Raw genomic sequence first — 12,893 nt, 5'->3', positions numbered from 1 at the left:
CCGCGCTCTTCATCCTCCCGCTGAGCCTCTCGCTCGCGGGGTGCGGCCTCCTCGGCGGAGCGCAGGAGAAGCCGGGGCCGGCTGCGGGCGATGCGGCGGGCGCGGGCGCCAGGAGCACGGGCCGGTCCTTCACCGTCGCCGCCGCGGGCGACATCCTCATCCACCCCCAGCTGACCGACCAGGCCGCCCGGGACGCCAAGGCGGCCGGGCACACGGGGTACGACTTCGACCGGATCATGGCGGGGGTCAAGCCGGTCATCAGCAAGGCCGATCTCGGCATCTGCCACATGGAGCCGGTCCTGGGCCAGCCGAACGGCCCCTTCCAGACCTACCCCGACTTCCTCGTCCCGCCGCAGATCGCCAAGACGATCAAGAACGTCGGGTACGACACCTGCTCGACGGCCTCGAACCACACCCTCGACCACGGCCCGGAGGGCGTCTTCCGCACCCTGGACACCCTGGACCGGGAGGGCCTCAAGCACACCGGATCCGCCCGGACCGAGGAGGAGAGCGACAAACCCCTGATCCTGGACGTCAAGGGCGTCAAGGTCGCCCAGATCTCCTTCGCCTTCGGCTTCAACGGGCGCGAGGTCCCCAAGGACAAGCCCTGGCTGGCCAACCTCATCAGCTTCAAGGCCATCGCCGCCGCCGAGAAGAAGGCCCGCGCCGCCGGCGCCGAGGTGGTGATCCTCTCCATCCACTGGGGCCGCGAGCACCAGCCGAACCCGAGCAACCCGCAGCTGGAACTGGCCCGCCGGATCGCCAAGGAGACCGGGATCAACCTGGTCATCGGCCACCACGCCCACGTCGTGCAGCCGATGGAGAAGGTCGACGGCACGTGGGTCGCCTACGGCCTCGGCAACCAGCTCGCCCGCCACGACGTGCCCAGCGGTCTGACCGAGGAGGGCGCCATCGGCTGGTTCGAGTTCAGCGAGAAGAACGGCAAGTGGGACGTCCAGGCCCGCTTCGTGCCCACCTTCACCGACATCCCGCCGGACCCCGAGAGCACCCCGGGGGCGGACCTGCCCGGCACGAACACCCAGCCGGTACGCGACCACCGCCTGGTCGATGTCGTGGAGGCCCTCCAGAACGACAAGAGCCTCCTGCCGGAGCAGCGCGCCCGCTACCGCCTGGCCTTCGAGCGCACCCAGGGCACCATGCTCAACCGCGGCGCCGGCAAGGACGGACTGCGACCCCTTCGGGGACTGCCCGGGTGACCCCACCCCGCACGCCGGCCCCCGTACGTACGACCTCCCGCTCTCCCGCCCAGCCCAGGAAGGACCCCGCTCCGTGGCCGCATCCCGCAACAAGCGGCGGCGCAAGGCCGGCCGCAGGGCCGACATGTCACTGCTCGGCGGCATCAGACCGCCGATCACCGTGCTGTCGGTGCTGCTGCTCGCCCTGGCGGGGTTCACCGCGCTGAGCCTGGGCAGCGTCCGCGAGGACCGGCTGCCCGCGGCCGTGCTCACCTCCCAGCAGCACTTCGCCGAGGACGGCGCGATCGCCCTGCGCGCCTCGCTGGACGAGAGCGTCACCGACCTCGACCGGGCCGCGGCCCTGCTCTCCACCGGGAAGCCCGTCGCCCCCGACGCCGTGCTCGACAAGATCGGCAGCGTCTACCAGAAGTGGCGCGGCGCCGCGGTCGTCGAGATCGGCTCGGGCCGGCTGCTGGCCGCCCGCGGCGAGAACCTCCCCCTGACCGCGATCGACCGCACCCGGCTCTCCGGCGAAGGCGGCCTGGCCCCCCGCATGGTCAAGCTGGCCAACGGCGAGACCCGGCTGCTCACCCTCTCCCTGCTGTCCTGGAAGGACCAGCCCCAGCAGTTGCTGGTCGCCTCCAGCAGCCTGCGCTTCCCCGGCATCAGCCTTGGCAACTTCCGGTCCATCGCCGTCGTCGGACCCGACGGCACGGTGCTCAGCAACGACGGCATCCCCGAGCCCGAAATGGTCCTCACCGACCTCCAGCGCGCCGACGTCAAACGCGACACCAAGCAGCTCGCCTCCTTCGCCAAGACCGCGGCCAAACGGACCAAGGCCAACCCCCTGACCGTGAAGGAGCCCGGCTCCGGCGGCTTCCTCGGGGTCAGCGGCAGCCTGATGGGAGGCGAATGGGGCGGTGAACGCGCCGCCGCGGGCTACGCGCGCCTCGCCGGCCCCGAACCGGGCGTCGGCACCACCGCCACCAGCCTGGAGCTGACGGTCGTCGCCATGGTCAACGTCGCGCAGAACCCCGCGCGCACGTCCGACGCCTTCGCCGGGCTGGTCCTGGCCGGCGCCCTGCTGCTGGTCGGCGCCCTGGTCGTCGCCCTGCTCGTCGGCACCGTGCAGCGCCCGCTGATCACCTTGTTCCTGGAGAGCCGACGGCTGACCCGCGGCGACCTGACCCGCCCGGTGTCCCTCCCCCGCGGGGCCGAGGCGGCCCGGATCGGGACCGCCCTGGAGCGCTTGCGCGGCCAGCTGCGCAGCGACGCGGACCCGGCGCACGTCCCCCGCGGCAGGCGGAAGCGCCGCACGGGCGCCCGCGTGCTCCTCGCCCTGTGCGGGGTCCTGCTCCTGGCCTGGTGCGTGCCGCTGGGCCTGCTGGTCAACCGGGCCGGCGAGGACGTCGTCGTACCGCAGCAGCTCGTCAGCGACCAGCGGGAGCGCACCGACACCCTCAACGACCGGATCCGGCGCGCCCTCAACGAGGGCCAGGCCGACCTGCTGTCCGTCGCCTCGCTGATGGGCGAGGACACGAGCCCGCAGCACATGACCAGCGTCCTGGAACACACCGCCCGCGAACACCTGCGCTACGCGTCCCTTTACGTGATGGACGGCGCCGGCAGCGTCCTCGCCCGGACGGGCGGCACACCGCAGGCCGCCGACGGCAAGGGGCCCCGCAAGGAGCCGATCGCCGTCCACGACGGCGGCAAGGAGCCGGTCGTCGTCGCCACCGCCCCGATACCCGGCCAAGGCGGCACGGCGGTCGTCGGCGAGTTCCGCATCGACTTCGTCAACTCGCTGCTCAAGCGGCCCGGTCTGGGAGAGATCCGGGTGGTCGACTCCCAGCACCGGATCATCGCCTCCAACAGCGGCTACCGCGCCTTCCAGAAGCTCGACGACGAGCGGCTCGACGCCCTCGTCGAGGGCTCCGCCCTCAAGGTCGGCATGTCCCCGCGGCCCGGCAGCATCCTCTACCGCAGCGGCGGCGACCACGTCATCGCGGCCGCCGCCCCGTTCGTGGGAGGCGGCGCCGCCAAGCCCCTGGACTGGACCGTGGTCAGCTGGCAGTCCGCCAAGGGCCTCGCGATCCACGAGTACAGCCTGCAGAACCGCACCGTCCTCGCCGGCCTGCTCGGCTTCGCGGTCGGCGCGGCCTGCCTGGGCTGGCTCCAGATCATCGTGGTGGCGCCGCTGCGCGAACTCGCCCGGCGCGCCGAGGCCCTCGCCGACGGCGACCGGCGCACGGTGCTCTACCCGCGCCACCACGACGAGGTGGGTGCCGTGACGCGCAGCCTGGAGATCATCCGCCAGCAGCTCCAGCAGCAGCGCAAGCAGGCCGGCGGGCGCGCGTCCGCACCGGCCGGAAGGAACTGATCCCCGTGCTCTTCCTCTACTGCGTACTGCTCGTCTGCTGCGCGATCATGCTCGTCGCGGGCATCGTGGAGCAGCGGCGGCACTTCGCCAGCCTGCACCGGATACCGAACCGGGTGCTGGTCAACGGCATCCGCGGCAAGAGCTCCATCACCCGGCTGTGCGCGGGGGCGCTGCGCGGCGGCGGTCTGACCACGGTCGCCAAGACCACCGGCACGGCGGCTAGGTTCATCCACCCGGACGCCACCGAGGAGCCCGTCTACCGCAAGTTCGGCATCGCCAACGTCGTGGAGCAGATCGGCATCGTGCGGCGGGCCGCCGCCTACCGTCCGGACGCGCTCGTCATGGAGTGCATGGCGGTCATGCCGGCGCTCCAGGAGATCAACCAGTCCAAGCTGATCCAGTCGACCATCGGCGTCCTGTGCAACGTCCGCGAGGACCACGTCGCCGAGATGGGCCCGACCCTCGACGACATCGCGCGCTCCCTGTCCCGCTCGATGCCGTACGGCGGGATCTGCGTCACCGCCGAGAAGGAACGTTTCGACGTCCTCCAGGAGGAGGCCGACGCCCGCGACTGCCAACTGCTGTACGCCGACCCCGACACGGTCAGCGACGACGAACTGCGCGGTTTCAGCTGGTTCACCTTCAAGGAGAACGTCGCCATCGCGCTCACCGTCGCCGAGCTCCTCGGCGTCGACCGGGACACCGCCCTGCGGGGGATGTACGAGGCCCCGCCGGACCCGGGTGTGCTCTCGGTCGAGCGGTACCTGGCCCCCGGCGGGAAGCGGCTGCGGTTCGCCAACGTCTTCGCGGCGAACGACCCCGAGTCGACGCTGATGAACATCAACCAGCTGCTGGACCTGGGTGCGGTGGAGCGTCCCCTGAGCGTGGTGATCAACTGCCGGCCCGACCGGGTCGAGCGCAACGGCCAGATGGGCGCGATCATCCCCGAACTGCGGCCGGACAAGGTCTTCGTGATCGGCCACCCGGCCAAGAGCGCCATCGACGCGATCCCGGCCGAGTGGCGTGACCGCGCCGTCGACCTGGGCGGCGACCACCGCGACGGCGAGGAGTTCATGCGGGAGCTGCTGGGGCACCTCGGCCCCAGCTCCTCGCTCGTCGCCATCGGCAACATCCACGGGCAGGGCGAGGTGCTGCTGGAGCACCTCGCGGAGCTGCCGCCGGACGAGGCGGCCGACGCCGGGGGCGGGGACCCGGGATGGCCGGAGGAGCCGACCGGGCAGTTCGCCCGCCCCCTCGACCCGTACGCGGACGCCCCGTACGGCGGGGACCCGTACGCGCAGGCTCCGTACGGCGCGGACCCGTACGCGCGGGGCCCGGGTGGCGCAGACCCGTACGCGCAGTCCCCGGGCGGCCAGGTCCCGTACGGCCACGTCCCCCACGCTCGGGCCGCGCAGGCGCCGGGGGCGGCCGCGCCGCACGTCCCCGCCCCCGACCCGTACGGCATCCGCGCCGCCACGCCCGTACCGGCCTGGCCGCAGCAACAGCAGCCGCAGCAGCAGCCGCAGATCCACCCGGACCCCCCGCAGGGGCAATGGCAGAAGCCAGGAGAAACCCGTTGATCCCCGCCGTCCTCACCCCCGAGATCGCCGCGATCGGCATTGCCCTGGGTCTGCTGTTCTCGCTCGTCTGCTACCTCACGACCAACCTCTCCCCCGGCGGAATGATCACCCCCGGATGGCTGGCGCTGACCCTCCTGGAGGACCTCCAGCGAGCGGCCCTCGTGGTCGGCGTGACCGTCGCGACGTACGTGCTGACGCTCGTCGTGCAGCGCTTCGTGATCCTCTACGGCAAGCGGCTGTTCGCGGCGGTCGTGCTCCTCGGCGTCCTGCTCCAGGCCACCGTGGTGATCGTGCTCCAGATGGAGTTCCCGCTCCTCTACACGAACCAGACCCTCGGCTTCATCGTTCCGGGCCTGATCGGCTACCAGCTGGTCCGCCAGCCGAAGGGGGCCACCCTGCTCGCCACCGGCAGCGCCACGCTCATGACGTACGTCGTGCTGACCGCCGGCATCCTGCTCGGCGTCATGCCGGCCGCGTAGCCCCCGAACCGTCCCGCGCCCGTCCTCAACCGCTCCGGAGCCCCCCGCATGACCGCCAAGTCGAAGAGCCGCACACGTTCCGCGCTGCACGCGGTCGCCGTGCTCGCGCTGCTGGCCGGCAGCGCGTACCTCACGTACGCGCTGCGCGCGCAGGAGCAGGCCAAGGCGCCCGCCGTCCAGGTCGTCTCCGACCAGAACATCGCCGCGGGGGCCGGCGCGGGCGAGGCGGGTGCCCAGAAGTGGGAACGCCTCCAGAGCCCCGACCGGTCGGTGATGCGCGACGGCACCGGGCAGGTGCTGGCCACCTTCACCGACGGCGCCCGCACGGCCACCCTCACCGGGCCGAGCCGCACCTTCACCGAACCGGCCAACACCACGACCCGGGTCGTGACCGAGAACTGGGTCCGCCTCATGCCGGAGGCGTGGAAGCCGGGCGCGGAGAACGAGCAGTGGTTCAAGGAGTGGTTCAAGAAGTACTTCGGGAGCCAGGAGGACGACATCTTCGCGATGGCCTTCCAGTACGGCGACCAGGCCCCGGTGAAGAAGGACGCGCAGGGCACCTCGTACGCCGGTGACGCGTCCTTCGGCCCGCTCAACCCCGCCGGCTCGGTCGGCAACGACCTGCGCCTGGAACAGTCGGACTTCTACGACTACCTCGGCACCCCTTACACCTTCCGCGACGGCACCAAGAAGCAGCCCCAGACGGCCCGGTACCGGTCCATGGACTGCTCCGGTTTCGTCCGCACCGTCTTCGGCTACCGGGCCCGCTACCCCCTCCTGTCCGACGACAAGCCCGGCTCCGGCCTGCCGCGGACCGCGAACGGCATGGCCCGCGCCGCCCTGGGCGCGGACGTCCTGCCCCTCAAGGGGGTCGGCGCCCAGGACCGGCCCGTCTCGATCGACGTGATCCAGCCGGGCGACCTGCTGTTCTTCAAGCTCGACGCGCGCACGAAGGACCGCATCGACCACACGGGCATCTACCTGGGCACGGACACCGACGGCCACAAGATCTTCATCTCCAGCCGGGAGGAGGCCAACGGCCCGACCATCGGTGACAAGGGCGGTACCTCGCGCCTCGACGGCAACGGCTACTACGCGACGACCCTGCGCAGCGCGAAGCGGCTCTAACTCCGGTCCGCCCGCGGCCACGGCGGGATGCCGACCGGCTGGACCAGCCAGCCGAAGGCGCCCAGGCCCGTACGGGAGGTCAGTTCCGCCGCTTCGCCCGCCGAGGCGAGGGCGCGGACGTAGGCCGCCGGGTCGGTGGAGGCCAGGGCCAGCGGGGGACGGGCGCCCGAGACGCCGAGGGCGGTGAGGGCCTCGCGCTGGGGCAGCAGGACCGAGCCCGGGCCCGCGCACGCGTCCAGTGCCACATGGGCGGTGACATCGCAGCTGCCGTCGGGGACCGGCGGAACCTCCCGGCCCGCCCTGAACCCCGTCAGGGTGCCGTACGGGGGCCGCGCGTCCCGGGTGTGGGCGTAGTCCACCGCCACCGCCAGACCCCGCTCCACGCTCGCCACGGCCGCCGCCCAGGCCTCGTCGCGCGCCCTGCCGATCTCCGCGCGTCCGCCGCCCGGCCACCACCGCTCCAGCCAGGCCAGGTCCGCGCCGTCCACGGCGCCGCCGGGGCTCTCCGTACCGTCCGGCGCGACCAGGACGTAGCGCCCGTCCTCCGCGACCTCCAGCGGCACGTTGTCCAGCCATTCGTTCGCGAAGAGCAGCCCCGAGGTGCCTTCGGGCGGCGCCGCGACCCAGCGGATCCGGGGGTCGAGCCCCGCGGGCCGCTCGGCCCGCTCCACGGCGTACGCGCGCACCCGCGCGGCCACCTCCGCCGGCAGCGCGGCGAGCACCCCGGCCAGCAGCTCCCCCCGCCCGGCCCCCACGTCGACCAGGTCCAGCCCCCGCGGGTGCCCGAGCTCGGCGTCCACCCACCGCAGCAGCCGCGCCACGGCCCCCGCGTACAGCCCGGACGCGTGCACCGACGTGCGGAAGTGCCCGGCGGGCCCCGGACCGCCAGGCCGCACGTAGAAGCCGTCGGGACCGTACAGCGCGGCCTCCATCGCCGCCCGCCACCCGACCGGAACCACGCCGTCCCCCTGAGCCTCTCCCTGAGCACGCATCACACAAAGGTTATGGTCACCGTCCACCTTCGGGAGTACTCGCCCGGCGCGAGGTTCGCACCTCTGGTTGACTCCAGCACCTATCTGCGTTCCCTACTCTGGGTTACGTGCAGCGCCTCTACGACTTCCTCCGCAGACACCCGACGGGCGTCGACAGCTTCTGGGCTGTCCTCTTCTTCGGGATCTCGATGGTGAACGTCGTTTCCGAATCCGAACACAGCGTCGCCGTGCGGCTCGCGGTAGTCCCGGCGGTGGCCGCCCTGAGCGTCGCCGTCGCGCTGCGCCGCAGGTGGACCCAGGCGATGTTCTGGCTCACCCTCGGCGCCGGGATCTACCAGCTGGCCCTGGGCTTCACCGCCGGGTTCTACGACTTCGCGATGCTCGTCATCCTCTTCACGGTCGCCGCGAGCGATGTCCCGCGCTGGGTGTCCCGCACCGCCCTGGGCTGGGGGCTGGCCGCCGCGCCGCTCTACTTCCTGCGGTACGGCGTGGACAAGGGCACGAACGAGGTCGACAACGTCCTCTTCACCCTCTTCATGATCGTCCCGTTCGCCCTCGCCTGGGTGCTGGGCGACTCGCTGCGCACCCGCCGGGCCTATTACGCCCAGCTCATCGAGCGCAACCAGCGGCTGGAGAACCAGCGCGAGGCCCAGGCCAAGGTGGCCGTGGCCGCCGAGCGCGCCCGGATCGCCCGCGAACTGCACGACGTCGTCGCGCACAACGTCTCGGTGATGGTGGTCCAGGCGGACGGAGCGGCCTACGTCATGGACGTGGCCCCCGAACAGGCCAAGGAGGCCCTCCAGACCATCTCCGGCACCGGCCGCCAGGCCCTCGCCGAGATGCGCCGGCTGCTGGGCGTGCTGCGTACCGGCGAGCCACAGGAGTCGGAGGACTACGTGCCGCAGCCGGACGTCGAGCAGATCGAGGTCCTCGTCGAGCAGGTACGGGCGGCCGGGCTCTCGGTGGACTTCGAGGTCGAGGGCGCGCCGCGGCGGCTGCCCAGCGGCGTCGAGCTGACCGCGTACCGGATCGTGCAGGAGGCACTGACCAACACGCGCAAGCACGGGGGGCCCGACGCGAAGGCGAGCGTGCGGCTGGTCTACTTCGACGACGGGCTCGGCCTGCTCATCGAGGACGACGGGCGGGGCTCGGCACACGAGTTGTACGAGGACGGCGGCGCCGACGGCGCCGGGCACGGCCTGATCGGCATGCGCGAGCGGATCGGTATGGTCGGCGGAACCCTGGACACCGGGCCGCGACCGGGCGGCGGCTTCCGGATCAGCGCATTGCTTCCCCTGAAGAAGAGTTGACGAGAACGAGGTAACGGATGTCCATCCGCGTGATGCTGGTCGACGACCAGGTGCTGCTGCGCACCGGCTTCCGGATGGTGCTCGCCGCCCAGCCGGACATGGAGGTCGTCGCCGAGGCGGGCGACGGCCTGGAGGCTCTGGAGGTGCTGCGGGCCACCAAGGTGGACGTGGTGCTGATGGACGTGCGCATGCCGAAGCTCGACGGGGTGGAGGCGACGCGGCGGATCTGTGAACCGCCGGAGCACCCGAAGGTGATCATCCTGACCACCTTCGACCTGGACGAGTACGCGTTCTCCGGGCTGAAGGCGGGCGCGAGCGGCTTCATGCTGAAGGACGTGCCGCCCGCCGAGCTGCTGGCGGCGATCCGGTCGGTGCACAGCGGCGACGCCGTGGTCGCCCCGTCGACGACGCGCCGGCTGCTGGACCGGTTCGCCCCGATGCTGCCGACCACGACCGAGGAGCCGCGGAACAAGGAGGTCGAGCGGCTGACGGAGCGCGAGCGCGAGGTCATGCTGCTGGTGGCGCAGGGCCTGTCGAACGGCGAGATCGCGGCCCGGCTGGTCCTGTCGGAGGCGACGGTGAAGACGCACGTGGGCCGCATCCTGACGAAGCTGAGCCTGCGCGACCGCGTCCAGGTCGTGGTCCTGGCGTACGAGACGGGGCTGGTCCGGGCGGGCGGCGGCCCGGCCGCGTAGTCCTCCCGCGCGGCGTTCCCCCGGGCTGCCCGGCCGGGGGGAACGCCGTCCGCGATCGGCCCCCGTGCGGCCCTACGTCATCCAGCGGTCCGGACGGGCCGACGCGCGGGAGGTACGGGCCCGGGCGGCCTGGTCGGCCAGCAGGGCGGCGGCCTCGTCCGCGGCCCGCAGCCGGGCCGTGACCGTGGCGTTCGCGCCCGTGTCCACGTGGACGTCGGCCACGCCGCGGGCGCGCTCCCAGGGGCCCTGGGTGAGGCGGACGCTCTGCACCTTGGCGTGCGGGACGATCTCCGTACGGCGGCACAGGCGGCCGTGCCGGGCGGCGAACACCTCCGGGGAGACGGCCAGGGCGTAGCCCTTCCACCACACCGGGACCACCCAGCGCGAACCGGCCCCCGGGGAGCCGGTGAAGGACAGGGCCGCCAGGTCCACCCCCGGCAGGACCCGGGCGATCACGGCGTACGCGGCGGCCCGCGAGGCCACCGGGACCAGGACCCCGTTCTTCGAACCCGCCACGGCCAGCTCCACCCGTACCAGGTCGCGCCGCCGCCACAGCAGCGGCTCGACGATCCGTACGGTCTGCACGCGCCCCGGCGGCACGGTCTCGTGGGCCCGGTCCAGCAGTCCGTGGTCCAGGCGCAGCCCGTCCGGGGACTCGGCGACCGTCCAGTCGTACTCGGCGAGGAAGCGGCCCGTGCTGCCGGACCAGACGGCGCCGAGGATCGGGAGGAGGGTGACCACGGCCGCCCACGGGCTGGAGCTGATCCACCAGGCGACCACGGGCGCGGCGATCCCGCCGGCCAGCGCCGCCCACACGCCCAGGCTCAGCAGCAGCGACACGGCGAGGTCGCGCGGGCCCACGCGCAGCAGCTGCCGTTCGGGGGCCTCGCCCAGGCGCGCCGCCTCCTCGGGAGCGAAGCCGGCCGCCCGGGCGAGGAGCTCGGCGCGCAGGGCCACGGCCTCCTTCTCGCCCAGGAAGGCCAGCTCGTCCTTCTCCTCGGTGCCGATGACGTCGAGCCGCAGACTGGCGACCCCGGCCAGCCGGGCCAGCATCGGCCGGGTGACGTCGACCGCCTGGATCCGGTCGAGGCGGATGTGCGCGGTGCGCCGGAAGACCAGCCCGCTGCGGATGCGCAGCTCGGTGTCGGTGACGGCGTAGTGGGTGAACCACCAGCTCAGGAATCCGTACGTGCCGAACACCAGGATCAGGCCCGCGAGCGCCGCCACCCGCAGGAGCGCGGGCAGGTCCGCTATCCAGCGCTCGGCCCGGTCGCCCTGCTGGGCGACCACGCCGATGGTCGCGGCGATGGGCACCCAGGCGCGCCGCAGCGGAGTGAGCAGGTGCAGCCGCCGCTCACCTGCCGGGCCGCCCGCGAGGTCGGCCGCGAGCCCGCCCGTGGGCTCGGCGGCCGGCCCGTACGGTACGGCCGGCTCGCCGCCCGCCTGACCGGCGCTCACAGGCCCGCCGACCGTGCTTCGCCGAGCTCGGTGAGCCGGTCGCGCAGGCGCTGCGCCTCGGCCGGCACCAGGCCCGGGATCTTGGCGTCCGTCGCCGCGGCCGCCGTGTGCAGTTGTACGGAGGCCAGCCCGAAGCGCCGCTCCAGCGGCCCCGAGGTCACCTCGACCAGCTGCATCCGCCCGTACGGGACCACGGTCTCCTCCCGCCACAGCACGCCCCGGCTGATCAGCAGGTCGTCCGCGCGCTCGGCGTAACGCCAGGACCGCCAGTTCCGGCCGAGCAGCACCCACCCCCAGACCAGGGCCACGAGCCAGCACCCCGCGAGGGCGGCCCACGCGGGCCCGGCGAGCAGACCCAGTGCGACGCCGGTCGCCACCGCGAGGACGGCCGCCCAGATCACCAGCAGCAGCCGCCTCAGCGTGAGCAGCCCACCCGGCAGCCCCACCCATCCGGGCCTGTCCGTCTCACCCGTCGTCCCCGTATCCATGCACCCACCCTAGGGCTGAGACAATGCCCGCATGACGGAGACCACGGTCGGCATCGGCGGCGCGGCGGAGAGCACCGACATGGTGCTCAACATCGGCCCCCAGCACCCTTCCACGCACGGCGTACTGCGCCTGCGCCTCGTCCTGGACGGCGAGCGGATCGTCAGCGCCGAACCGGTGGTCGGCTACATGCACCGCGGTGCCGAGAAGCTCTTCGAGGCCCGCGACTACCGGCAGATCGTGATGCTCGCGAACCGCCACGACTGGCTGTCCGCGTTCTCCAACGAGCTCGGCGTGGTCATGGCCGTCGAGCGGATGCTCGGCATGGAGGTCCCCGAGCGGGCCGTGTGGATGCGGACCCTGCTGGCCGAGCTGAACCGGGTGCTGAACCACCTGATGTTCCTCGGCTCGTACCCCCTCGAACTGGGCGGAATCACACCGATCTTCCATGCGTTCCGCGAACGCGAGGAGCTCCAGGCCGTCATGGAGGAGATCTCCGGCGGCCGCATGCACTACATGTTCAACCGCGTCGGCGGCCTCAAGGAGGACCTCCCGGCCGGCTGGCTCGGCCGGGCCCGCGAGGCCATCGCCGACGTCCGCACCCGCATGGACGTCTACGACAAGCTCGTCCACGGCAACGAGATCTTCCGGGGCCGCACCCGCGGCGTCGGCGTCCTGTCCGCCGAGGCGGTGCACGCGTACGGGGTCTCCGGCCCCATCGCCCGCGCCTCCGGCGTCGACTTCGACCTGCGCCGCGACGAGCCGTACCTCGCGTACGGCGAGCTCCAGGACGTCCTCAAGGTGGTCACCCGCACCGAGGGCGACTGCCTGGCCCGCTTCGAGGTCCTGCTCGACCAGACCCACAACGCGCTCGACCTCGCCGTGGCCTGCCTGGACCGGATGGCCGAACTCCCGCCGGGCCCGGTCAACCAGCGCCTGCCCAAGGTCCTGAAGGCACCCGAGGGCCACACGTACGCCTGGACCGAGAACCCCCTCGGCATCAACGGCTACTACCTCGTCTCGAAGGGCGAGAAGACCCCGTACCGGCTGAAGCTGCGCAGCGCCTCGTACAACAACATCCAGGCCCTCGCCGTGCTCCTGCCGGGGCAGCTGGTCGCGGACATGGTGGCGATCCTGGGCTCGCTGTTCTTCGTCGTCGGGGACATCGACAAGTAGGCCGATCTAGGGT

11 protein-coding genes are annotated in these 12,893 nt (G+C 72.7%); 8 read left to right on the top strand and 3 right to left on the bottom strand.

Annotated elements, in window-relative coordinates; genetic code table 11:
* Positions 1-20 precede the first annotated feature (20 nt).
* From OG737_RS16660 to OG737_RS16640, 5 genes are all read left to right on the top strand, one after another.
* Entirely contained in the window at positions 21-1,217 is a 1,197-nt protein-coding gene (locus OG737_RS16660) for a CapA family protein (protein WP_405681383.1), read from the top strand.
* A gap of 124 nt (positions 1,218-1,341) precedes the next feature.
* Entirely contained in the window at positions 1,342-3,576 is a 2,235-nt protein-coding gene (locus OG737_RS16655; protein WP_328930364.1) for a cache and HAMP domain-containing protein, read from the top strand.
* A 5-nt stretch (positions 3,577-3,581) separates the two neighbouring features.
* Positions 3,582-5,156 carry a poly-gamma-glutamate synthase PgsB gene (gene pgsB, locus OG737_RS16650; protein ID WP_405921708.1) on the top strand — a complete coding sequence of 525 codons (1,575 nt, stop codon included), beginning with the start codon at positions 3,582-3,584 and terminating at the stop codon, positions 5,154-5,156.
* On the top strand, positions 5,153-5,635 hold the full coding sequence (locus OG737_RS16645; RefSeq protein WP_328926942.1) for a poly-gamma-glutamate biosynthesis protein PgsC/CapC: 483 nt from the start codon (positions 5,153-5,155) through the stop codon (positions 5,633-5,635). Before pgsB ends, OG737_RS16645 begins: the two co-directional genes overlap by 4 nt.
* A gap of 48 nt (positions 5,636-5,683) precedes the next feature.
* Positions 5,684-6,763: an NlpC/P60 family protein gene (locus OG737_RS16640; protein ID WP_328926941.1), complete on the top strand. Its 1,080-nt coding sequence runs from the start codon at positions 5,684-5,686 to the stop codon at positions 6,761-6,763.
* Here the strand turns inward: OG737_RS16640 and OG737_RS16635 are convergent.
* On the bottom strand, positions 6,760-7,755 hold the full coding sequence (locus OG737_RS16635; protein ID WP_405921707.1) for an SAM-dependent methyltransferase: 996 nt from the start codon (positions 7,753-7,755) through the stop codon (positions 6,760-6,762). The genes OG737_RS16640 and OG737_RS16635 overlap by 4 nt on opposite strands.
* Positions 7,756-7,862: 107 nt before the next feature.
* Between OG737_RS16635 and OG737_RS16630 the strand changes: the two genes are divergently transcribed.
* A complete protein-coding gene (locus tag OG737_RS16630; RefSeq protein ID WP_328926939.1) occupies positions 7,863-9,065 on the top strand; it encodes a sensor histidine kinase in 1,203 nt (400 codons plus the stop codon).
* 17 nt (positions 9,066-9,082) lie between these two features.
* Positions 9,083-9,760 carry a response regulator transcription factor gene (locus tag OG737_RS16625; protein WP_328926938.1) on the top strand — a complete coding sequence of 226 codons (678 nt, stop codon included), beginning with the start codon at positions 9,083-9,085 and terminating at the stop codon, positions 9,758-9,760.
* A gap of 72 nt (positions 9,761-9,832) precedes the next feature.
* Here the strand turns inward: OG737_RS16625 and OG737_RS16620 are convergent, their stop codons facing one another.
* Positions 9,833-11,218 (bottom strand): PH domain-containing protein, encoded by a 1,386-nt coding sequence (locus OG737_RS16620; protein WP_328926937.1) that lies wholly within the window; start codon positions 11,216-11,218, stop codon positions 9,833-9,835.
* Positions 11,215-11,706 (bottom strand): PH domain-containing protein, encoded by a 492-nt coding sequence (locus OG737_RS16615; protein WP_328926936.1) that lies wholly within the window; start codon positions 11,704-11,706, stop codon positions 11,215-11,217. Before OG737_RS16615 ends, OG737_RS16620 begins: the two co-directional genes overlap by 4 nt.
* A gap of 31 nt (positions 11,707-11,737) precedes the next feature.
* Between OG737_RS16615 and OG737_RS16610 the strand changes: the two genes are divergently transcribed.
* Positions 11,738-12,880 (top strand): NADH-quinone oxidoreductase subunit D, encoded by a 1,143-nt coding sequence (locus OG737_RS16610; protein ID WP_328926935.1) that lies wholly within the window; start codon positions 11,738-11,740, stop codon positions 12,878-12,880.
* Positions 12,881-12,893: the final 13 nt, after the last annotated feature.

Source organism: Streptomyces sp. NBC_00122 (assembly GCF_045160845.1).
Lineage (GTDB): Bacteria > Actinomycetota > Actinomycetes > Streptomycetales > Streptomycetaceae > Streptomyces.
The sequence above is the reverse complement of the archived record's forward strand: the minus strand, read 5'-3'. Positions and strand labels throughout refer to the sequence as shown.

Bases quoted from the DNA above. Each gene is read 5' to 3' on its own strand.
- OG737_RS16610 (WP_328926935.1), top strand. From the start codon at position 11,738: ATGACGGAGACCACGGTCGGCATCGGCGGCGCGGCGGAGAGCACCGAC.
- OG737_RS16615 (WP_328926936.1), bottom strand. From the start codon at position 11,706: ATGGATACGGGGACGACGGGTGAGACGGACAGGCCCGGATGGGTGGGG.
- OG737_RS16625 (WP_328926938.1), top strand. From the start codon at position 9,083: ATGTCCATCCGCGTGATGCTGGTCGACGACCAGGTGCTGCTGCGCACC.
- OG737_RS16635 (WP_405921707.1), bottom strand. From the start codon at position 7,755: ATGCGTGCTCAGGGAGAGGCTCAGGGGGACGGCGTGGTTCCGGTCGGG.
- OG737_RS16640 (WP_328926941.1), top strand. From the start codon at position 5,684: ATGACCGCCAAGTCGAAGAGCCGCACACGTTCCGCGCTGCACGCGGTC.
- OG737_RS16655 (WP_328930364.1), top strand. From the start codon at position 1,342: ATGTCACTGCTCGGCGGCATCAGACCGCCGATCACCGTGCTGTCGGTG.